Raw genomic sequence first — 19,769 nt, 5'->3', positions numbered from 1 at the left:
CCCCGCACATGGCGTACGCCATCACCGCCCCCACTGAGGGGCACACCGGCACCGTGGCCGGCGTCAAGTTCACCAACGGCCACGCCGAGGCCGACGAGCTGCCCGTCGGGGTGCTGCTGTACTTCCAGCGCCGCGGGTACGCCGTCGAGGACCTCGACGACAAGCCACCGCGGAAGAACAGCGCCGGCAACGGGAATGGCCCGCAGGACTCCAAGCCTGCGGGCCGTTCGCATTCCCGCACCACGAAGAAGGAGTAAGCCCCGTGGCCGGCCGCACCTACGCCACGCCCGAGCAGCTCGCCGCGTGGACCGGTCAGCCGGCACCCGACGGGGCCGAGCGGCTGCTCGCCCGGGCGAGCGAAGATATCGACTCCGCCCTGCTCACCGCGGTGTACCGCGTCGACGACGACGGAGACCCCATCGACGAGCGCCTGCGGGCCGCGCTCGCCGACGCCGCTTGCGCACAGGTCGAGTACCAACTCGCCGCCGGCGACGACGGCACCGGGGCCGGCGGGCAGTGGGACTCCGTCAGCATCGGCGGAGTGAGCCTGTCGGGCCGCTCCGGTCGCCGCGCCGGCGCGTCCGGCGTCGACCTCGCCCCGCGCGCCGACCGGGCGCTGCGCCGGGCCGGCCTCGAACCGGGCTACGTGTTCCCGTGGTGAGCCGCGTACCGGCGTACCTGCTGCGCCACCGGATCACGGTCGAGCCGTACGCCGGCGACTCCGCGTACGGCCCCCAGTACGGGCCGCCCGTCCCCCTCGTGCCAGCCCTCGTCAACCCCGCCCCGCGGCTGTTCCGCACCGCCGACGGACGCGACGTCACCGCCGCCGCAACCCTGATCGCCGCGCCGGATCTCGACTGCCCGCTCGGGTCCCGCATCACCCTGCCGGACGGCCGCACCACCACCGCGGTGGCGGTCGCCCACCACACCGCCCCGGGCCTGCCCGTGCCGGCCTGTACGGAGGTGACCTGCGAGTGACCCGCACCCCCCGGGCCCGCGTCCGCTTCAACGGCGAGCAGGTTCTCGGCCGTGCCCGCGAGGGCGCCCTGCGCGGGCTGCTGCTGGGCGCCGAGCACCTGCTCGCCGCGTCCCGCTCCGAGGTCCCCATCGACGAGGGCACCCTCGAACGATCCGGCGCCACCTCCGTGGACGACGCCAACCTCGTGGCCGCCGTCTCCTACGACACCCCGTACGCCCGCCGCGTGCACGAGGACATGTCGGCTCGGCACTCCCCGGGCCGGAAGGCGAAGTTCCTTGAGGACCCCGCCCACCGGGAGGCCGGCACCGTCGGCGAGATCATCGCCGCGCAGGTACGGCGGTCCCTCCGTGGCTGACCTGCTCGACGGCCTCGCCCGCCACCTGGCCGACGCCGGCCTGCTCACCTACGACCCGGCCGGCATCGCCGGCGACACCTTCGCCGAGACGCTCCCGCCCGAGCCGGCCGAGGCCGTTGGCCTGTGGCTGTACGGGGCTGGCGAGCAGGACTCGCGCAACGGCTACGACACCCGGCAGCTACAGGTGCGCGTGCGTGGCACCGCGGACCCCCGCGTATCCCGCCGGCGCGCCGAGGCCCTGTACGGGGCCCTGCACGGCCTCGCCGGCATCGAGCTGCCCGACGGCACGTACCTGGTGCTGTCCGTCGCGCAGCAGACCCCCACCCCGCTGGGCCCCGACTCCGCGGGCCGGCACGAGCACGTCGTGAACTTCCGCCTCGACGTCGACAACCCCACCACTCACCGCCCCGAATAGGAGGCACCCCTATGTCGCGTCCCATCGACGCGCGACGTTGGCTGTTCGAGGTGCTCGACGCCGACGCCGACACCGAGACGTGGCTGCCCATCGCCGGCCTGACGTCCTTCACCCACAACCCCGGAGAGAACGAAGAGACGGCCGAAACGGTCGCGTTCGACTCCGACGGGTATTACGAGCAGGACGTCATGCAGCGCGGCGCCACCATCGAGGTGGAAGGGCAGTACCGCATCGACAAGACCACCGGCGCGCAGGACCCCGGGCAGGCGTACGTCGATACCGTCTGGGCGTACCGGCTCGGCATCGACTCGCGCAACACCGTGCGGTGGCGCCACCAGACCCAAACCGCGTGGGTCGTGTGGGAAGCCACCGTCACCCCGGGCGAGCAGGGCGGCGAGACCAACGACAAGACGTCGTGGTCCGCCTCGTTCACCCGCTGCGGCAAGCCCACCACCGCGACCGTGGCCGGGGGTGGCGCGTGATCGAGGAGACCGACGAGCAGCTGCTCGCGCCGGCCGACTTTGACGCGTTCTTCGCCGAGCAGGCCGAGGCCGCCGAGCGCGTCTCGCTGACCCTGTTCGGGCGCGAGTATGTGTTGCCCGAGTCGCTGCCGCTCATGTTCACGTTGCAGATGGAGCGCGTACAGAACAGCTCCGACCCCGGCGACATACGCAAGATGCTGGCCACCCTGTACGGCGCCGACGCCCTCGACACCTGGGCCGAGGCCGGCATGACCGACAAGCAGCTCGGCATTGTGCTGATCTACTCCGCCGGCAACATCCGCAACCCCGGCTCGGTGTCCATGCAGCGCGCCGCCGAGCTGTACGCCGAGCAGGAGAAGGGAAAAGCCGCGGCGCCGAACCGGGCGGCTCGGCGCGCGACGACCAAGAAGACGGGGAAGAAGAAGGCGGGTTCTGGCGCGCGGTCCTGACCAACTGGGCCGCCGTCGAGTCCGACCTCGCCCGCGAGTACCACCTCGCGCCGGCTGACCTCGCCGCCCTCACCACCCGCCGGTTCCTCGTCCTCGTCGGTGGCCTGCCGGCCGAGTCCCGGTTCGCTACCGCCTGGAAGCGCACCCCGCGCGCCGTCGAGGACCCCGCAGAGATCGCAGCTATCACCGGCATTCCCGCCGGCACGACCGACGGGAGGTGACGCGCCGTGGCCCTCACCGTGGCCGAGCTGCTCGCCACAGTCTCAGTCGACGAGTCGGGCGCCGAGTCCGGCCTCGCCCGGGCCGAGGCCGCCGTCGTCGCCGCGGCCGAGGCCATCACGCAGGAAGCCGCGCGCGCCGGCGAGCAGGCCGGGCAGCGGCTCGGCGACGGGGTCGCCGACGGAGCAGAGGAAGGCGCCGGCGAGGCCGGCGGAGTCCTCAAAGAGAAGTTGGGCGCCCTCGGTTGGGCCGCGGTCGGTGCCGGCATCGGCGCCGCCGTCATGGCCGGCGTCGGGGAAGCGATGGAGCAGCAGAAGGGCAACAGCCTGCTTGCTGCTCAGCTCGGCGCCAACCCCGCACAGGCCAAGCGGCTCGGGCAGGCGGCCGGCAACCTCTACAGCCAGGGCTACACGGACAGCGTCGAGGACGCGAACGAGGCCCTCAAGTCGTTGTGGCAGCAGGGCCTCGTGCCGGCGGACGCCACGCAGAAGGAACTCGAAAAGGTCGGCGGCCGGCTCTCGCAGGTCGCGCAGATCATGGGCGAGGACGTCGGCCCGACTGCAAATGCGGTCGGACAGATGCTCAAAACCGGAATGGCGAAGAACGCTGAGGAAGCGTTCGACATTCTCGTCAAGGGCACGCAGAACGGCGCCAATAAAGCCGAGGATCTGCTCGACACTTTCAACGAGTACGGCACCCAATTCCGCGACATGGGAATTGGCGGCAAACAGGCAATGGGCCTCATTCAGCAGGGGCTCAACGCCGGCGCGCGTGACGCCGATATCGTCGCCGACGCATTCAAAGAGCTGAATATCCGCGTCAAGGACGGCAGCGCGGCCGACGGCATCAAGGCTCTTGGGCTCAACGCCGACCAGATGGCCGCCGCGTTCAACAAGGGCGGGCCGGCCGCAAATGCCGCGCTCGATCAGCTGATGGACCGACTTCGGTCCGTCAAGGACCCTTCCGAGCGCTCCAAGTTGGCGTTTCAGCTCTTGGGCTCGCAGGCCGAGGACCTCTCGGGCGCCCTGTTCGCCCTCGACCCGAGCTCGGCCGTATCCGCGCTGGGCAAGGTCGACGGGGCCGCGAAGAAGGCCGGCGACACGATGCGCGACAACGCATCGACCAAGGTCACGATGTTCACGCGCTCGCTGCAACAGGGGTTCGTCAACGTCCTGGGCTCCGCCGTCATCCCGGCACTGACCACCGCCGGCGGATACCTCGACGACTTCGGGACCGGCATCGCCACCGCCGCCGGGTTCGTCACGAAGCACAGTACGGCGTTCAGCATCGCCGCCGGCGTCATCACGCTGGTGATGCTGCCGGCGTTGATCGCGCTGGGCACGCAGGCCGTCACCACCACCGGCACGGTGGTGGCCGGCTGGATCACGCAGGGCACGGCCGGCGTCGCCGCCGGCGCCCGGTTCGTCGCCACCAACGCCATGATCGTGGCGGGGTGGATCGCACAGGGCGCCGGCGCCACCGCCGCCGCGGTGCGCACGGTCGCCGCGTGGGTCCTCATGGGTGCACAGTCCATGATTCAGGCCGCCCGGATGGCCGCCGCGTGGGTGCTCGCTATGGGCCCGGTCGGCTGGATCATCGCCGCGGTGGTCGCGCTCGTCGCGCTCATCGTCGCCAACTGGGACACCGTCGTCAGCGCCACAAAAACGGCGTGGGAATGGGTGTGGGGAAAGATCAAGTGGGTTGGGCAGATGCTGCTCGCCTTCTTTTTGAACTTCACCCTCGTCGGCATCATCATCAAGCATTGGGATTCCATCAAGTCGGGCACGCTCCGAGTCTGGAATGCCATTGTCAATTGGGTGCGCGGCATTCCCGGGATGATCGTCAATTTCTTTTTGAACTGGACGCTCCCCGGGCTGATCATCAAGCATTGGCAGTCCATCAAGGACGGCACCGCGCGCAAGGCCGGCGAGCTCGTCTCGTACGTGCGCGGGTTGCCCGGCAGAATCGTTTCCGCGGTCGGCAGCTTGGGCCACCTGCTGTACGACAAGGGCACCGACCTGATTCGAGGTCTGTACAACGGCGTTCGCAGCATGGGCGGTTGGCTGAAATCACAGCTGATCTCCTTTGCCAAGAACATGATTCCCGGGCCCATCGCCAAGGCACTCGGAATCCACAGCCCAAGTCGCGTCATGGCGCGTGACATTGGCCGCTGGATTCCCGCCGGCGTGGTCAAGGGCATCCGCTCAGGCGCCGGCGCGGTGGCGCGCACCATGCGCACGCTCGTGCCCTCCCCGTCCCTGCCCGGTGTCGGCGACCTCGCCGCGACCGCTGGCTCGTACGGCTCCGCCGGCGGCTACGGCGCGGCCGGCGGCAGCTCGCCGTCGGTCCACATCGAGCACTGGCACGGGGGCGAGCAGACGCCCGAGGAAAACGCGTCCGCCCTCGCGTGGCGCATGAAGGCGAGGGGGTGAACCGGTGGCCATCGGCGACCGCGTGACCGCGCCCGGGCACGTGCAGCTCGGCGAGCTGCTGCTCGGGCGCGGCACCCCCTATCGGTGGGGCACCCTCACCGGCTGGGGCGACCTCCCCGCCCTCGACAACGGCTCGGTGAACCGGTCCGACGCGCACGGCGCGATTCTCGGCCGGCTGCTCGCGCAACCTCGCGTGATCACGGTCGAGGGCATCGGCATCCGGGCCCGGGCCGACGAGCTCGGCTCAGTGGTGCAGCAGCTCGAAGACACCACCGCGGTGACCGATGACGAGATACCGCTCGTGGTGCAGCTCGACGAGCGCGGCCCCCGGCTGGCGTGGGTGCGCGCGACGGCCCGGGCCATCCCGGTTGAGCGCGGGTACACCGTCGGCAGCATCGCCGGCGCCGCACTACAGCTGACCGCGACCGACCCGCGCCGGTATGAGCTGCTGGAGCGCTCGGCCGGCACCACCCTGCCGAGCGCCGAGCCGGGCCTCGACTGGCACGAGAACGGGGCACAGCAGCAGCTACCCGCCGAGCAGTCCGCCGGCCTCGCCTCGGCCTCGTCCTCGTTCTGGGCCATGTCCGGCATGACGCTGGGCAGCAGCGCCGGCGCGCTCACCGTCACGGTGACCGCGGCCTCGGCCGGCCTCGCGTGGACGTCCGGCCCCGGGTCGTTCTCAGGCTTCCCGGTCGCCGCCGGCCAGCCGGTGACGTTCCTTGCCGACGCGCCGCCACTCGGCTCGGTGCTGCTGCTGCACTGGCTCGACGACGCCGGCACCTACGTAGGCAGCTCCAACGGCGTACGAGGCCGCGTGACCGGCACCGCGCCGGCCGGCGCCACACAGGTGCGCCCGGTCATGAACTGGGCGAGCATCCCCTCGCCGGCCACCGTCGCGGTGGGCCCGTCGCGCCTGCTCGTCCCCGGCCCCGACGAGGACCTCGTCGAGCCGTACGACTTCGGCCCCCCAGGCAGCACCGGCACCATGACCGCGACCAACGCCGGCAACGCGCCGGCGCACCCGCACGTCGAGTTCCGCGGCCCGGTCATCATGCCGAGCCTGACCAACACCGCCACTGGCGACGTCCTCGAATACGACCTCGCCCTCGCCGCCGGCGACGTGCTCACGGTCGACACCGCCGAGGGCACGGTCACGCTCAACGGAACCGCCAGCCGGCTCTACACCGCGACGTCCCGCTCGGCGCCCGAGGAGTCGTTCGTCCTGTGGCCCGGGACGGCCGACCTCGTGTACCGGGCCGCGCCCGAATCCACCGACCCCGCCGCGCTCGTCACCGTTCGGTGGCGCTCGGCCTACTGGTAAGGAGGCGCCGCCGTGACCGTGCGCGCCGCGTGGCTGCTCACCGGACCCCCGGACGGGCAGACACGCTCCGACACCCGCCTCGCCCCGCTCGGCACGATGGTGCCCGAGGGCGAGCTCACCTCGCGCGACGGGGTCATTGCCGGCGGCGCCCCGCTGCTGGCTACCGGCGTCGCCGCCATGCAGGTACAGCTCGGCCCCGGCCGCGCCCTCGTACAAGGCACCACCGCGCAGGGCGCCTATCCGGTCGCCGTGACCGTCCCCGAGACGCTCACCGTGGCCGACGGAGACGCGCAGTATCCGCGTATCGACTCCGTCGTGCTGCGCGTGTACGACGGGCTGTACGACCAGTCGAAGACGACCGCCGTTGCGGTCGAGCTCGTCAAGGGCCAGCCGGCCGCGGCGCCGGCCGAGCCGGTACTGCCGGCCTGCTCGCTGCGCCTGTGGTCCATCACGGTGCCGGCCGGCGCGTCCGCCGGCAACGGCGGGATCACATGGGCGAGCGCACTTGCGGACCGCCGGCGCTTCACCGCCTCGTACGGCGGGGTGATCCCGCGCGGCTGGGGGACGAGCTTCACCGGCGCGTATGACGGGCAGTTCCGCGACAACGCCGGCGTGCTGGAACGCTGGAACGCCACCACCGCCAAGTGGGAGACCTACCGGCCCCCGCTTGCTGTCGAGTCGGCGACGAGCGGGTTTGCGGTGGCCAGCGGCTACACCCTCAGCAGCTACTCGGCCCGCCGTACCGGGGGCCTGTGCACGCTCGTGTTCGAGGTAGCGCGCAAGGGCGCACAGCTCGACGTGCCGGCGGCCGGCAACATCAACGACGAGACCATTGGCACCGTGCCGGCCGGATGGCGCCCGTTCGCCGACCTCGAACTGTCGGTGTCCGACGGCTACGGCGAGGGCGCGGCCCGGCTGAGTACGGCCGGCGCGCTGATCCTGCGGACGTGGACCGGCAACGGCGCCTTGCGCAGCGACCGGTACCTGCGGACGTCGGCGACGTTCATCCTGGCTTGACGAGGGGGTGCGCGTGCTCTCGCCCCCGTACCGGCTGCTGCTGTGCGACCTGCGATCCGATCAGGTCCTCGACGCGCTGCCCGTGCAGCAGCTCTCCCTCGACGACTACATAGGCAAGCCGGGCGCCATGTCCGGGACCATCCCCATACCCAACGCAGCCATAGCAGCGCGCGCCCGGGCCGCCATCGTGCCCGGGCGTACGGCTGTGTGGCTGGAGCGGGGGCGCGAACTGTGGTGGGGCGGGGTGCTGTGGACCGCCGCCGTACAGAGCGACGACCGCGGCAACCTCTCGGTCGGCGTACAGGCCGGCACCTGGGACACCTACCTGTCGCACCGGATGCTGTACGACACCCTGACCGCGACCGCAACGGATCAGTTCGATATCGCCCGGGGCCTGCTCGACTACGTGCAGAACACCCCCGGCGGGGATATCGGCATCACCTACGACACCGCCGTGTCCGGCGTGCTGCGCGACCGCACGTACAGCCGGTACGACCTCCCCCTCGTGCGCGACCTGCTCGACCAACTCGGCAACGTCGAGGGCGGGTTCGAGTGGCGCATCGCTTCCTTCCGCGATGCCGACGGGCGCCGGGTCAAGCGGTTGCAGCTCGGCGCGCCGACCATCCGCACCGGCAACGCCGAGATCGTGCTCGACCACCCGGGCCCGGTCATGTCCTACACGTGGCCCGTCGACGCCACGGTGCGCGCGAACGCGTGGCAGAGCCGCGGCGCCACCGACAACACCAACCAGGCCGCCGACTCCGTCCCGCTCACGAGCACGTTGCAGCTCGCCGAGCAGGACGTCGCCGAGGGGTGGCCGAGGCTCGACGGCAGCAGCGACTACACCACGGTTGAGGACCGGCCGACCCTCGACGGGCACGCCGCCGCCGACCTCGCCGCGGCCCGCGCCGGCACCGTCATCCCCGAGGTGTCCATCGACATGAGCCGCGCCCCCGTCTCGCCGGCCCTGCTCGGCGCGAGCGTGCGCCTGCGCGTGCGGGACCTGTGGCACCCCGAGACCCTCGACGCCCGGTACCGGGTCGTGGGCCTGTCCATCACCCCACCCGAGCGCGGCCGGCCTGAGTCGGCGCGCCTGTACTTGGAGGCCGCCTAGTGGCAGCAGTCCCGCAGGATCTACTCGACCGCGTCCGGGCCCTTGAGCGGCAGGTGCGCGAGCTGACCGGCCGCGCGCAGATCCGGCCGGCCTTGAACCAGATCCTCAACGGCAAGGTGAGCATCGGCGAGGGCGGCACTCTGGAAGTGCGCGGCCCTAACGGCGAGTTGGCGCTGCGTACCGGGCAGTGGTCCGACGGCACGTACGGCACGTACCTGGGCCGCGACGACGGTAGCCCCGCCTGGACCGTCGGGGGGTCGGGCACCGACACCGACAACATGGTGCGCATGTGGGCGCGCGACCCCGAGTCCGCCTCGCGCGTGATCGTGATGGATGACGCGTTCAGCGACCGGTTCCTCGGCCGGCCCTGGCTCCCGCTCCCGCTCTACCCGACCGAGCGCCAGTCGTACGACGGCACCACCTATGACACCGCGTGGGCCGGCTCCGGATCGGTGCACAACGCCGTCGCCGTCATCAACCTGACCACCTACGCCAACACCGGCGGGGGGCAGGTCCGGGTCATGTGGACCCGCCCGGGCGGCAGCGAGGAGACCCTCGCCGAATACGACTGTCCGGCCAACACGTGGACGGCCCGCACCATCGAGCAGCCGCTCGACGGGGTCGAGTTCCTCGGTTGGGTGCAGTGGCGCATTCAGCACCGCAACAAGAGCGCAGGTCAGAACGTCGAAACGCGCATCTGGAACGCCTACACCCGCAACACGTACACCGCCGACGAGGCGCCCGACCTTCCCTCGCGCACCCCCGGCAGTGGCGGCACCCGCGCCATGCCGGCCGCGCAGTCCGCCGTCGTGGACACGCCCCCCGCTCCGCCGGCCGAGCCGGGCCTGCGCATCGTCGACGAGTAAGGAGCCGCGCGCACCGTGCTGCCCGAGTCCATCCCCACCGTGACCGTCACCGGTCGCTTTCTCACCCCCGACGGTAAGCCGCTGTCCGGCTCCGTCACCTTCCGCGCGCCGGCACAGCTGACCTTTCCCGAGGCCGACGTGATCCTCGGGGGCCCGGTCGCCGCGCAGCTCGACGCGCAGGGCGCCATCGCCGTGACCCTGCCGGCCACCGACGCGCCCGGCATGGACCCGTCCGGCTGGGCGTACACCGTCACCGAAGCACTCGCCGGCGTCCCGACGGGCCGCTCGTACTCCCTGCTGCTGCCCGCGGAGTCGCCGGCCGTCGACCTCGCCGACGTCGCCCCCACCGACCCCACCAAGCCCACGTACGTGGCCGTACGGGGCGACTCCGCGTACGAGGTGGCCCTCGCGCACGGGTTCGTCGGCACCGTCGAACAGTGGCTCGTCTCCCTCGTCGGCCCGCAGGGCGCCAAGGGTGACACCGGGCCGGCCGGCAGCCGCGCCTACACCGGCACCACCACGCCCGCCGGCACGCTCGGCGTCGATGGCGACCTGTACGTGCAACGCGAGTCGACCACCTTTCTCGGCGTGACCAGCGAAACCCTGTCCGTCTGGCAGCGGGCCGGCGGAGCGTGGACACAGCAGGTCCCCAACGTGCGCGGCGCCGCCTGGTACCTCAACACCACGAGCACCCCGAGCACCAGCACGAAGCCGGGCGACCTGCTGCTGCGCACCGACACCGGCGACGTCTTCCAACGCAACGCCAGCGGTTGGGGCTCGGTCGTGGGCAACCTCAAGGGCCCCAAGGGAGACACCGGCACGGCCGGCTCGACCGGCGCCACCGGTACGGCCGGCAAGGACGGGGCGCCCGGGGTCGTGCAGTCCGTCAACGGCAAGTCGCAGGCCGCCGTCGTCCTCGCCGCGGCCGACGTCGGCGCGCTCGCCACCAGCGCGGCCGGCGCCGCCGGCGGGGTGGCCACCCTGGACGCCTCCGGGAAGGTGCCGGCCGCGCAGCTGCCGGCCGCATCCGGCGGGGGCGCCGTCTCGTCCGTCAACGGCTACACCGGGGCGGTGGTCCTCGCAGCCGGCGACGTCGGGGCCGCGACCGCATCGCACACCCACACCGCGGCGCAGGTCGGCGCCCTCGCCACCACAGCGCGCGCCGCCGCCAACGGGGTGGCCCCGCTCGACTCCGCGTCCGACGTGCCGCTCGCCAACCTGCCCGACCTCGCCATACCGGCCATGTTCGCGCCGGCCGACCTCGGCCTCAAGGCATGGGCGTTCGACCCCGTCACCGCCGTGTCAACGACCGCGTTCACGGGCAACGCCTCGTTGCGCTTCACCGCGGTGGTACTGCGCCAGACCACCACCGTAAGCAAGATCGTGTTTCAGGTCGGCGGGTACGCCGGCACGATGAACGCCGGCTCGTGGGCCGCGGTCTACGACAGCGCCGGCGCGCGCAAGGGCGCCACGGCGGACATGGCCGGCGAGGCAGTCATACCCGGGGTGCACAACGCCGGCGGCGCCGCCGTCACGGCCGCACTCACGTCCAGCGTGAGCCTGCCGGCCGGCCTGTACTACATCGCGTACGTCTTCCGGTACTCGGCCAGCGACGGGCCCATGCTCTTGCAGTTGGAGAACGGCGCCGGCGCCCCGCCCAACGTCTTCGGCCCCTCGAACGTGAAGCGGTTCGGGGTCTACACCGCCACCGTGCCGACCTCGCCGCCGGCCTCCATCACCCTCGCCAACATCGACAACGGCGCTAACCGCTACTGGGCGGGCCTGGCCTGACCCTCGCCGCCCCGCCGTTCCCCTGCACGCCCCGAGCCATCCGGCCGGGGCCTTTTTTCATGTCTGGAGACACCCATCATGGCAACCCCGTTCACCCCCGACCGGCTGCTCGCCGTACTGCGCGCCGAGGGCCTGAACGTCATCGAGTACCGCTCGTGGCGCACTCACGACCGAGCCGGCCACGGCGGTTGGGGCCCCATCAACGGCGTGATGATCCACCACACCGCCAGCAGCGGCACCGACAACTCGGTAAGCCTCTGCTACGAGGGGTACGCCGCGCTGCCCGGCCCGCTGTGCCACGGCGTCATCGCCAAGAACGGCGACGTCTACCTCGTCAGCGCCGGCCGCGCCAACCACGCCGGCACCGGCGACGACGACGTGCTCGCCGCCGTTGTCGCCGAGCACAAGCTGCCGGCCACCAACGAGAACAACACCGACGGCAACGTGCACTTCTACGGGTTCGAGTGCGTGAACCTCGGCAACGGCGCCGACCCGTGGCCCGAGGCGCAGCTGCTCGCCATCGAGAAGGCCGGCGCCGCCATCTGCCGCGCCTACGGCTGGAGCGCGGCCAGCGTCATCGGCCACAAGGAGTGGACCAACACCAAGGTCGACCCGCGCGGGTTCTCCATGACCACCATGCGCGAGCGCATCGACCGCCGCCTCGCCGCCAAGCCGGGCACCCCGCCGGCCACCCCGACGTACGAGCCCTTCCCCGGGGTCGAGTTCTTCAAGAGCTACCCGAGCTCGCCCATCGTCACCGCGATGGGAAAGCGGCTCGTCGCCGTCGGCTGCTCGGCCTACCACTCCGGGCCCAGCGCGCAGTTCACCGCGGCCGACCTCTCCTCGTACGCCAAGTGGCAGCGCAAGCAGGGGTACACCGGCAAGGACGCCGACGGATGGCCCGGCCGGAAGTCCTGGGATGCCCTCAAGGTCCCCAAGGTCAAGTAGCCCAACCCGCCGGCCCGCGCCCGCGGGCCGGCCCCCTCCGAAGGAGACACCCCAGCATGAGCCCCGAGAACCGCCGCACCATCCGCACCGTTCTGCAAGGCGCCGTCGCGTTCGCCCTCGCGCTGCCGGCCATCGTCGACGCCGCAGGCATCCCCGAGTCCCTCCCGTGGGTGGCCGGCGCCCTCGTCGTCGCCGGCGCCCTCACCCGCGTGATGGCGCTGCCGGCCGTCGAGTCCCTGCTCGACCGCGTCGGCCTCGGCCTGCGCAACGACGAGGAGGCACCGGCCGAGTGAGCACCTCGATACCCGAGGGGTCCGTCGTCGTCACCCCGACCGAGGTCTACGCCGAGGTACGCGCCACGCACGACGAGGTCAAGTCCGTGTCCCTCAAGCTCGACGCCCTGCCCATCGGTGACCACGCCCGGACCCTGGAAGACCACGAGAGCCGCATTCGCAACCTTGAGCGGGCCCGTTGGCCGCTCCCGTCCTTGGCCGCCCTCGTCGCCCTCGCCTCCCTCCTCGTTGCCCTGTACGGGCAGTGGAACTGACCTGCGCCCCTGCTCGGCCTCGGCCGGGCAGGGGCGTTGTTGCCGTTTCGGGGGGCGGGCCCACCTCTGTGCGTCCTGCGATACGGTCGCGGAACACCCGAGTTGAGAGGGGCAACCGTGGCCGACTACCTCGCCGTACTGACCACGACGGACGCCAAGGAGAAGGCGGAGAAGCTCGCCGCCTCGGCCGTCGAGAAGCGTCTCGCCGCCTGCGCGCAGATCGACGGACCCGTGACGAGCGTGTACCGGTGGGAAGGCAAGATCGAGACTGACGCCGAGTGGCGCGTGCTCTACAAGACGACCGCCGCGCGGTTCGACGAGCTGTCGACGCACATCAAGGCCGTGCACGACTACGACACTCCCGAGATCATCGCTACCCCCATCACCGGCGGCAGCGACGAGTACCTCGCGTGGCTGGATGCGGAGACGTCGAGCTAGCCAAGCGCGGCGACCAGCTCGCCGCGGAGCTGCCCCGCCACGCTGTTGGTGGCGGGCAACCTCGCGGCGAGCGCGCCGAGCCGCTGTCGGCCGAGCGTCGCCTCACCCTGCCGCGTCACGGTGAGGGCCTCGCGCGCCACCTCGGCCCCACGCTCGAATTCCCCTTGCACCACGTAGGCCGTCGCCACGTCGCCAAGGATGACGGCACGAACCTTCAAGTCATCGGGGGTGAGGGCAGCGAGGGCCGCATCGCTCACCCTGCCGAGTTCCGGGTGCCCCAGCCTCCCGTACGTGGCCACGGTCATACTGTCGAGCCGGGCCTGCGAAAAGAACTTCACCCACGGCTGTTCACCTGTGGGGTTCGCGTAGTCGAACACGGCGTGCGCCCGCTCAATGGCGCGCAGAGCGCCGTCTCGGTCGCCGGCCGTCGCCCTCTCCTCCGCTTCGCGGGCAGACAGCCACGCCCGCGCGGTAGCGGCCCCCGGCCCCCTGACGTACTGCTGCGCCGCTGCGAGCATCCCGGCAGCCTGCCGAGGGTCCGTTGCCGCGTAGCTCTCGTACGCCATGACGAGGGCAAGCACGGCCGGTTCTCCGGACTCGCGCGCCGCCCTGCGTGCTACGTCGTAGTAGCCGGCCGCTGCTGCTGAGTCGCCCAAGTCGTATGCCACCCATCCGGCAAGCGCGGCCGTCTCCCCAGCCAAGGCGACGAACGGGCGAGGGTTGGTCGCCGAGTCGATCAGCAGAGACAGCGTGTTGACCTGCGCGAGAAGGTCGCCGTACACCTGGCTTGCTGGCTTCTGCGTCTCAGCGTCGAACAGGTCTGCGGATCGACGCGCCATGATTGAGACTGAGTCCCCGTCCGGCCGGCCTTGCCCGCTTAGGGCGTGCGCCAGCCGGCCCCACGGCTCAGCCACAGCGCCGGCCCCGACTGCGGCGGCGCCCAAGAACTGTCGCCGTCTCACCGAATCAACCTCCGTCCCGTAGGTTCCCTCAAACGAGGGAATGTCAACACCTACGGTAAGAGCCTTCCCCGTTTCGACGGTTCGGCGTCGCTTCGTCCGACTCAGCGCCGCAGCTCTGTGCAACAGGTCGGGATCAACGCCGTACACCGCCGCTAACCGAAACCTCGCGGGCCTCCCTGGCACTCGCACCCCGCGCTCGAACCGACTCACGTCCTGACCAGACATGGCGGAGTCCGCGGCCAACCTGCCGCAAGCCTCGGCGATCTCGGCTTGCGTACGCCCATCCTCGAAACGGAGCCGGCGCAGCAGCTCGCCGACGTCTTCACCCGTGTGTGGCACCCGGGCCCCCTTCGTGTCTGGCCTACATTCTGGCCTATCGAACGGCCTAGAGAGTGGCTGATGTGTCCCTCTCTCCACGGGAGTTCCCTGGTTTGCATGGCGTGACGAATTTGCACGACCGGCTGTCACGCTGCCCACAGCCACCAAGGGGAACCATGAAATTGGCCGTCTGGACTGCACCCGCCGCCTTTCAGGACCCGCCGCCCGCCCTGGAGTTCACCGGGATGCCGCCCGAGCCGGTTGGGGCTGCCGGATGAAGTCCCTCACCGCCTACGGGTTCATGGGCTTCGTCTGCGCGCACCGCATCACGGTTGGCGCTGTCGTCCTCGACGCCGACGAGTGGTCCATCGTGAACGAGGTCCTCGACGAGCGGCTGCACAAGGGCGCGCCAATCGTCACCTTGAGCACGCAGCCGCTCGACAGCCCCGACGGGCCCGAACACTTCCTTCACGCCCGTCCGGGCGACTCCCTGCTCATCTGCGCCGACGAGCCGCCCGAGCACTGCGGCGAGCACGCGACGCCCCGACCCTTCACCCCGTCGGCCGATTCACCGGCCTCGGGCGGCACGAGGTGATCACAGTGCCCGAACGCCGATTCTCCGCCGCCGACACCTCCGTGCCCGGCGCCCGCACCTTCGCCCGAGACACGCTCACCGAGGCGGGTGTCGCCGAGCAGCTCGACGACGTGCTGCTGCTGGTGTCAGAACTCGCCACCAACGCCGTCCGGTACGGCACCGGGGCCGGCGATGCGTTTCTGCTCCGCGTCGACACCGACGACGACCGGGTGCGCGTCGAATGCCACGACCCCCGCCGGCGCCGGCCGATCGTGCGCCACCCGAGCGATGACGACCCCCGCGGGCGCGGCCTGCTGCTCGTCTCCATCATCGCGTCGCGCTGGGGAGTTGACCCTCGCCCCTTCGGCAAGAACGTGTGGTGCGAGGTGGACCGGAAGTGCTGATGAACCTCACGGGCACGGCAACCACCGCCCCGGTGGGTGCCGGCACCCTCGCCCGAGTACAGGCTGCAACCTGGGTCGAGGACACCACAGCCGGCCCCGTCGCGCACATGGTGCTCGTGCACCCCTTGCCGCGCGCGCTGGTCGAGTCCGAGGTGACCATCGCCCGAGACATGAACGCCCTCGCCGACGCCCTCACGCTCCCCGCCGCCGGCCCCAACGTCCGCATCCGCGACGCCGGCCCCCGGCTGACGCTGCGCGACCGGACCCCGCGCCTAACTCTCGACGGGACCTCGTACAGCTACGTCGGGGCGCCCGTCTCTCCCGAATGGCGCGATGCCGTCACGGCCGGCACTCCCGTGTGCCTCTCCGTGGCGCTCGCCGCGCTCCCCCCTGGAAGCCCACACGCAGCCGTCTCCCGCTTCTTCGACGTCTGCCTGCTCTCCGGCCACCTCCGCATGGGGACGGTCGCTCTCAAGCACACCTAGCACCCCGCACCGCCGCGAAGTTCCACCCATCTACCGAGGGGAACAAGGGTGACCACATACCCCGTCTCACCTAACACGGTCCTCGCCAACGCGCTCAACGCCGCCGAGGACGTGCTCACCCCGCGAGTCCTCGACTCCGCGCCCGAGCGCGTCGTGTTCGTCGTGGGGACGCAGATCAACGGGGCCCCGCACATCGGCACGTCCCTGGTGCAGTCCCTCACCTTCGCCACCGCGGCCCGGGTCCGGGACAAGTTCGGCATCCCGGCCGAGGTCCAGTTCGGCGCACTCGACAACGCGCCGTACGCCATCGTGACGGACAAGGAGACTGGCCACCGCTACCAGCGGGCCTACGCGCAGGCTCTCGGCAAGCAGGGCATCGTGCGACAGGTCGACGAGCTGTACCGCCCCCTGTTCGCCGCGCTGTCCCAACGGCTCAGCGTCCCGTACTCCGTCGAGACATACAGCGAGCAGCAGGCCGGCGAGCACTTCCGCCGCACCTGGCTGCGAGCTCTCCCGCGGATGGACGCCGCGCGCTGGCACATCGCCCCGTCGTCCGGCGTGGCGCACGTTCGCGTGCCCTGCCCGAGGCCCGGCTGCGGCTGGGCCGAGAAGGACGCCGAGCGGACCCTCGTCCGGTCGATCAGCAGCGAGCAGGCGAAGGTCGCGGCCGTCTGCCTTCACCACGGCCCGTACGAGGTCACCATCGAGCCGGCCGGCGAGGCGTACCTCGACCTCTCCACTCTGTACCGAAACCTGATCAAGGAACTCGCGGCCACGGGCAGCACCGGCACCCTGTACGTCATGGTGAAGGGTGGCGACTGGGTATTCGGCTCACAGCTCGTCGACGGCGCCCTACAGGCACTCGGCCTCACCCGCGGGCAACTCCCCGCGCGGCTGTTCTGCCCCATGATCCTCAGTGACACCGGGGCCAAGCTGTCCAAGTCCCTCATACGCGAGGGACTCGCATCCTTGCCCGAGGGCGCCGCCCCCTGGATGCTCGACACCCGGGAGTGGCCCGGATCGTTGCACGAGTACGTCGACCGACTGCTCGGCATGGCCGCGGTCGTCCTCTCGGACCCCCGGCACTTCTTCCGCTCGTACTCGGCCGGCGAGCTCGCCCGGCTGATGACTGCACCGACCCCTAGGAGCGTTTCCGCCCCATGACGGACACCGCCGCTCGCGTCCGCGAGCTGAACCTCTTCCGGCGATACTTCGACCTCGTCGCCTCCGGGCAGAAGACGACCGAGGTACGGGTGAAGTACCCGCACCTCGCCGACCTCGCCGCCGGCGACGTGATCCGCTTCCGGATCAAGGGCACCGACGAGACATGCGACGTGTCCGTGAAGCAGGTCACCGAGTACCCCGACTTTGAGGCCCTGCTCGACGGCGAGGGGCCGGCGAACGTCAACCCGACCGCCACCCGCGAGGAACAGCTCGCCAACATCCGCAACATCTACTCGCCCGAAAAGGAAGCACTCGGGGCCCTCGCAATCAAGATCGAACTACTCACCCGCTGACGCCGGCCGCCCGCCCGGGCCTGGACCGGGCAACAGAACGCCCCCGAGGAGATCACTCCCCGGGGGCGCCGCTGTATCACCGCAGGTCAGCCCTCGTCTTCCTCCCGTTCGGCGTCGAGTGCCGTTTTGTAAGCGATGCCGTCGAGGATGTCGTGCTCGCTCACCACGACCTCCGCCGCGCCGATCCGCTCCATGATCGCCAGGAGCACGAGGGCGCCCGCGCCGATGACGTCGACGCGCCCGGGGTGCATCGAGGGGATGGCGGCACGCTCGGCGTGCGTGGAGGTCAGCAGCCGCTCGGTGATCTCCCGGACCCGCTCGTAGGGGATACGGGAGTGGTGGATGGCCGCGGAGTCGTACTCCGGCAGGCCCTGGTGGATCGCGGAGAGGGTGGTGACGGACCCGGCGAGGCCGACCAGGGTGCGCGCCTCGCGCAGCGGCACGGTCTGCTCCGCGAGGTCCAGGGCCCGCTCGATGTCGGCCCGTACGGCGGCGGTCTCCGCCTCGGTCGGCGGGTCGCTGACCCGGCCCTCGTGCACCAGGTGCCGTTCGGTCATGCGGACGCAGCCGACGTCCACGGACCGCGCGGCCCGCACCGACGTGTCGCCGACGACGAACTCGGTGGAGCCGCCGCCGATGTCCACGACGAGGAAGGGCCTGGCGAGGTCGTCCCGGCCCGCCAGTTCCCGCGTGGCCCCCGCGAACGAGAACTCGGCCTCCTGGTCGCCGCTGATGACCTCCGGCTCGACACCGAGGATGTCCAGCACCCCGCGCACGAACTCGTCGCGGTTCTCGGCGTCCCGGGAGGCGGAGGTGGCCGCGAACCGCAGCCGCTCGGCGCCGTACTCCTTGATGACGGCCGCGTACTCCCGGCAGGCGGCGAAGGTCCGCTCCAGCGCCTCCGGCGCGAGCCGCCCGGTCCGGTCGACGCCCTGCCCGAGCCGGACGATCACCATCCGCCGGTCCAGGTCCACGAGTTCGCCGGTCGCGGGGTCCGCGTCGGCGACGAGCAGCCGGATGGAGTTGGTACCGCAGTCGATGGCGGCGACACGGGTCACTGGCCGTCCTCCTCGGCAGAGGTCACGCACGCGCCCTTGGCCCACCACTCGGGCAGCAGGGCGATCGCCTCGTCGCCGAGCGGGTTCACGCCGGGGCCGGCGGCCAGCGAGTGCGCCACCAGCACGTGCAGGCACTTCACCCGGTCCGGCATCCCGCCGGCGCTGGGAAAGCCCGCCAGCACCTCGATCTCGTCCCGGCGCCGTACGTAGTCCTCGTGCGCGGCCCGGTAGGCCGCCGCCAGCTCCGGATCGCTCTCCAGCCGCGCCGTCATCTCCTTCATCACGCCGTTGGCCTCCAGGGTGCCGATGGCGGACGCGGCCTTCGGGCACGTCAGGTAGTACAGCGTCGGGAACGGCGTGCCGTCCGGCAGCCGGGGCGCGGTCTCCACGACGTCGGGCTGACCGCACGGGCAGCGGTGCGCGATCGCCCGCAGCCCGCGCGGCGGCCGCCCGAGCTGCTGCTGGAAGGCCTCGACGTCGGCGTCGGTCGGCTCGGTGCGCGGAGTGGAGGGCGGAGGCGTGTGCATGACTGTGTTCTGTGCGGCTTTCTGTCGGTTCACTGGTCGGACGCGTCGGACTTGTCGACGCCGTCCCAGACGTTCGCGTACCACGGCCGGTCGGCCGCGCCGAGGTAGGCGTGCGCCTGCTGGGCGGCAGCGGGGTCGATCACGATGTAGCCGGTCTCCCCCGGCATCACGTAGTGCAGCCGCTGCCGGATCTGCTGCTCGGCGTACGCGTCGTCCTGCCACCGGGCCTTGACGTCCCGCAGCTGCTCGACCCGCTGCCTGGCCTGCTTCTGCTGACGCTCCTGGTCGGCGATCTCGGCACGCTGGGAGACGTACTGGCGCATCGGATAGGCGAGCGCGACGATCATCGTGCACAGCACGATCGCGAGCAGCGCGGCGCGGCCGGTGAGCCGCGAGCGGCGGGCCTGCCGCTTGGTCTGGGAGCGGTAGACCCGGGCCGCCGTCTGCTCGCCGAGCAGTTTCAGCCTGGTCGCGGTGGAGAACCGGTCCCGGTCCCTCACGGCCATGTCCCCGCCTCCCGTTCACACGCGCGTACGTCCCCGCACACGGTA

At 71.4% G+C, this 19,769-nt stretch carries 26 protein-coding genes; 22 read left to right on the top strand and 4 right to left on the bottom strand.

The genetic code is table 11. The annotated features are described in order from the left end of the window. Positions 1 to 8: 8 nt before the first annotated feature. The 17 genes from ACIQOE_RS28825 (at position 9) to cutA (ending at position 13,373) form a co-directional block, all read left to right on the top strand. Positions 9 to 257, top strand: coding sequence for a hypothetical protein (locus ACIQOE_RS28825; protein ID WP_401414586.1), 249 nt, complete (start codon positions 9 to 11; stop codon positions 255 to 257). Between the two features lie 5 nt (positions 258 to 262). Beyond that, entirely contained in the window at positions 263 to 661 is a 399-nt protein-coding gene (locus ACIQOE_RS28820) for a hypothetical protein (protein WP_401414584.1), read from the top strand. After that, positions 658 to 978: a hypothetical protein gene (locus ACIQOE_RS28815; protein WP_401414582.1), complete on the top strand. Its 321-nt coding sequence runs from the start codon at positions 658 to 660 to the stop codon at positions 976 to 978. Before ACIQOE_RS28820 ends, ACIQOE_RS28815 begins: the two co-directional genes overlap by 4 nt. Then, complete coding sequence (locus tag ACIQOE_RS28810) at positions 975 to 1,334, top strand: hypothetical protein (protein ID WP_401414580.1); 360 nt, start codon at positions 975 to 977, stop codon at positions 1,332 to 1,334. Before ACIQOE_RS28815 ends, ACIQOE_RS28810 begins: the two co-directional genes overlap by 4 nt. After that, positions 1,327 to 1,749, top strand: coding sequence for a minor capsid protein (locus ACIQOE_RS28805; protein WP_401414578.1), 423 nt, complete (start codon positions 1,327 to 1,329; stop codon positions 1,747 to 1,749). The genes ACIQOE_RS28810 and ACIQOE_RS28805 overlap by 8 nt, the downstream gene beginning before the upstream one ends. 11 nt (positions 1,750 to 1,760) lie before the next feature. Then, positions 1,761 to 2,231 (top strand): phage tail tube protein, encoded by a 471-nt coding sequence (locus tag ACIQOE_RS28800; RefSeq protein ID WP_401414576.1) that lies wholly within the window; start codon positions 1,761 to 1,763, stop codon positions 2,229 to 2,231. Then, positions 2,228 to 2,680, top strand: a complete 453-nt coding sequence (locus ACIQOE_RS28795) for a hypothetical protein (RefSeq protein WP_401414574.1) — start codon at positions 2,228 to 2,230, stop codon at positions 2,678 to 2,680. Before ACIQOE_RS28800 ends, ACIQOE_RS28795 begins: the two co-directional genes overlap by 4 nt. Positions 2,681 to 2,907: 227 nt before the next feature. Further along, positions 2,908 to 5,331, top strand: a complete 2,424-nt coding sequence (locus tag ACIQOE_RS28790) for a phage tail tape measure protein (protein WP_401414572.1) — start codon at positions 2,908 to 2,910, stop codon at positions 5,329 to 5,331. 4 nt (positions 5,332 to 5,335) lie between these two features. Then, positions 5,336 to 6,652 carry a phage distal tail protein gene (locus tag ACIQOE_RS28785; protein WP_401414570.1) on the top strand — a complete coding sequence of 439 codons (1,317 nt, stop codon included), beginning with the start codon at positions 5,336 to 5,338 and terminating at the stop codon, positions 6,650 to 6,652. Between the two features lie 12 nt (positions 6,653 to 6,664). Then, positions 6,665 to 7,669 carry a hypothetical protein gene (locus tag ACIQOE_RS28780; RefSeq protein ID WP_401414568.1) on the top strand — a complete coding sequence of 335 codons (1,005 nt, stop codon included), beginning with the start codon at positions 6,665 to 6,667 and terminating at the stop codon, positions 7,667 to 7,669. A 13-nt stretch (positions 7,670 to 7,682) separates the two neighbouring features. Further along, a complete protein-coding gene (locus ACIQOE_RS28775) occupies positions 7,683 to 8,783 on the top strand; it encodes a hypothetical protein (protein WP_401414566.1) in 1,101 nt (366 codons plus the stop codon). A 53-nt stretch (positions 8,784 to 8,836) separates the two neighbouring features. After that, the gene (locus ACIQOE_RS28770; protein WP_401414564.1) at positions 8,837 to 9,649 is read left to right on the top strand and encodes a hypothetical protein; all 813 of its coding nucleotides are present in this window, start codon (positions 8,837 to 8,839) and stop codon (positions 9,647 to 9,649) included. A gap of 15 nt (positions 9,650 to 9,664) precedes the next feature. Then, on the top strand, positions 9,665 to 11,440 hold the full coding sequence (locus ACIQOE_RS28765; RefSeq protein WP_401414562.1) for a hypothetical protein: 1,776 nt from the start codon (positions 9,665 to 9,667) through the stop codon (positions 11,438 to 11,440). Positions 11,441 to 11,518: 78 nt separating this feature from the next. Continuing rightward, entirely contained in the window at positions 11,519 to 12,388 is an 870-nt protein-coding gene (locus tag ACIQOE_RS28760; RefSeq protein ID WP_401414560.1) for a peptidoglycan-binding protein, read from the top strand. A gap of 56 nt (positions 12,389 to 12,444) precedes the next feature. Then, positions 12,445 to 12,681, top strand: coding sequence for a hypothetical protein (locus ACIQOE_RS28755; RefSeq protein ID WP_401414558.1), 237 nt, complete (start codon positions 12,445 to 12,447; stop codon positions 12,679 to 12,681). After that, positions 12,678 to 12,935, top strand: a complete 258-nt coding sequence (locus ACIQOE_RS28750) for a hypothetical protein (protein WP_401414556.1) — start codon at positions 12,678 to 12,680, stop codon at positions 12,933 to 12,935. Before ACIQOE_RS28755 ends, ACIQOE_RS28750 begins: the two co-directional genes overlap by 4 nt. 117 nt (positions 12,936 to 13,052) lie before the next feature. Further along, entirely contained in the window at positions 13,053 to 13,373 is a 321-nt protein-coding gene (cutA, locus tag ACIQOE_RS28745) for a divalent-cation tolerance protein CutA (protein WP_401414554.1), read from the top strand. Here cutA and ACIQOE_RS28740 read toward each other — a convergent pair. Then, a complete protein-coding gene (locus tag ACIQOE_RS28740; protein WP_401414552.1) occupies positions 13,370 to 14,674 on the bottom strand; it encodes a helix-turn-helix domain-containing protein in 1,305 nt (434 codons plus the stop codon). The genes cutA and ACIQOE_RS28740 overlap by 4 nt on opposite strands. A 253-nt stretch (positions 14,675 to 14,927) precedes the next feature. Between ACIQOE_RS28740 and ACIQOE_RS28735 the strand changes: the two genes are divergently transcribed. The 5 genes from ACIQOE_RS28735 to ACIQOE_RS28715 are packed head-to-tail and all read left to right on the top strand — an operon-like array spanning position 14,928 to position 17,633. Further along, the gene (locus tag ACIQOE_RS28735) at positions 14,928 to 15,248 is read left to right on the top strand and encodes a hypothetical protein (protein ID WP_401414551.1); all 321 of its coding nucleotides are present in this window, start codon (positions 14,928 to 14,930) and stop codon (positions 15,246 to 15,248) included. 5 nt (positions 15,249 to 15,253) lie between these two features. Then, complete coding sequence (locus ACIQOE_RS28730) at positions 15,254 to 15,631, top strand: ATP-binding protein (protein ID WP_401414549.1); 378 nt, start codon at positions 15,254 to 15,256, stop codon at positions 15,629 to 15,631. Continuing rightward, positions 15,625 to 16,116: a hypothetical protein gene (locus ACIQOE_RS28725; RefSeq protein WP_401414547.1), complete on the top strand. Its 492-nt coding sequence runs from the start codon at positions 15,625 to 15,627 to the stop codon at positions 16,114 to 16,116. Before ACIQOE_RS28730 ends, ACIQOE_RS28725 begins: the two co-directional genes overlap by 7 nt. Positions 16,117 to 16,164: 48 nt before the next feature. Beyond that, positions 16,165 to 17,280 (top strand): hypothetical protein, encoded by a 1,116-nt coding sequence (locus tag ACIQOE_RS28720; protein WP_401414545.1) that lies wholly within the window; start codon positions 16,165 to 16,167, stop codon positions 17,278 to 17,280. Beyond that, positions 17,277 to 17,633 carry an ASCH domain-containing protein gene (locus ACIQOE_RS28715; RefSeq protein WP_401414543.1) on the top strand — a complete coding sequence of 119 codons (357 nt, stop codon included), beginning with the start codon at positions 17,277 to 17,279 and terminating at the stop codon, positions 17,631 to 17,633. Before ACIQOE_RS28720 ends, ACIQOE_RS28715 begins: the two co-directional genes overlap by 4 nt. Positions 17,634 to 17,719: 86 nt before the next feature. Here the strand turns inward: ACIQOE_RS28715 and ACIQOE_RS28710 are convergent, their stop codons facing one another. Genes ACIQOE_RS28710 through ACIQOE_RS28700 form a run of 3 tightly spaced genes read right to left on the bottom strand, consistent with a single transcriptional unit; the run spans position 17,720 to position 19,724 of the window. Next, positions 17,720 to 18,691, bottom strand: a complete 972-nt coding sequence (locus ACIQOE_RS28710) for an exopolyphosphatase (RefSeq protein WP_401414541.1) — start codon at positions 18,689 to 18,691, stop codon at positions 17,720 to 17,722. Continuing rightward, positions 18,688 to 19,218 carry a DUF501 domain-containing protein gene (locus tag ACIQOE_RS28705; protein ID WP_351320941.1) on the bottom strand — a complete coding sequence of 177 codons (531 nt, stop codon included), beginning with the start codon at positions 19,216 to 19,218 and terminating at the stop codon, positions 18,688 to 18,690. Before ACIQOE_RS28705 ends, ACIQOE_RS28710 begins: the two co-directional genes overlap by 4 nt. 29 nt (positions 19,219 to 19,247) lie before the next feature. Then, positions 19,248 to 19,724, bottom strand: a complete 477-nt coding sequence (locus ACIQOE_RS28700) for a septum formation initiator family protein (protein WP_351935620.1) — start codon at positions 19,722 to 19,724, stop codon at positions 19,248 to 19,250. Positions 19,725 to 19,769 lie beyond the last annotated feature (45 nt).

This window comes from Streptomyces sp. NPDC091282 (genome assembly GCF_044757385.1).
In the GTDB taxonomy this organism is placed as follows: Bacteria; Actinomycetota; Actinomycetes; order Streptomycetales; family Streptomycetaceae; genus Streptomyces; species Streptomyces gramineus.
Note: the sequence above shows the minus strand (reverse complement) of the source record. Positions and strands in the feature narration are given on the sequence as shown.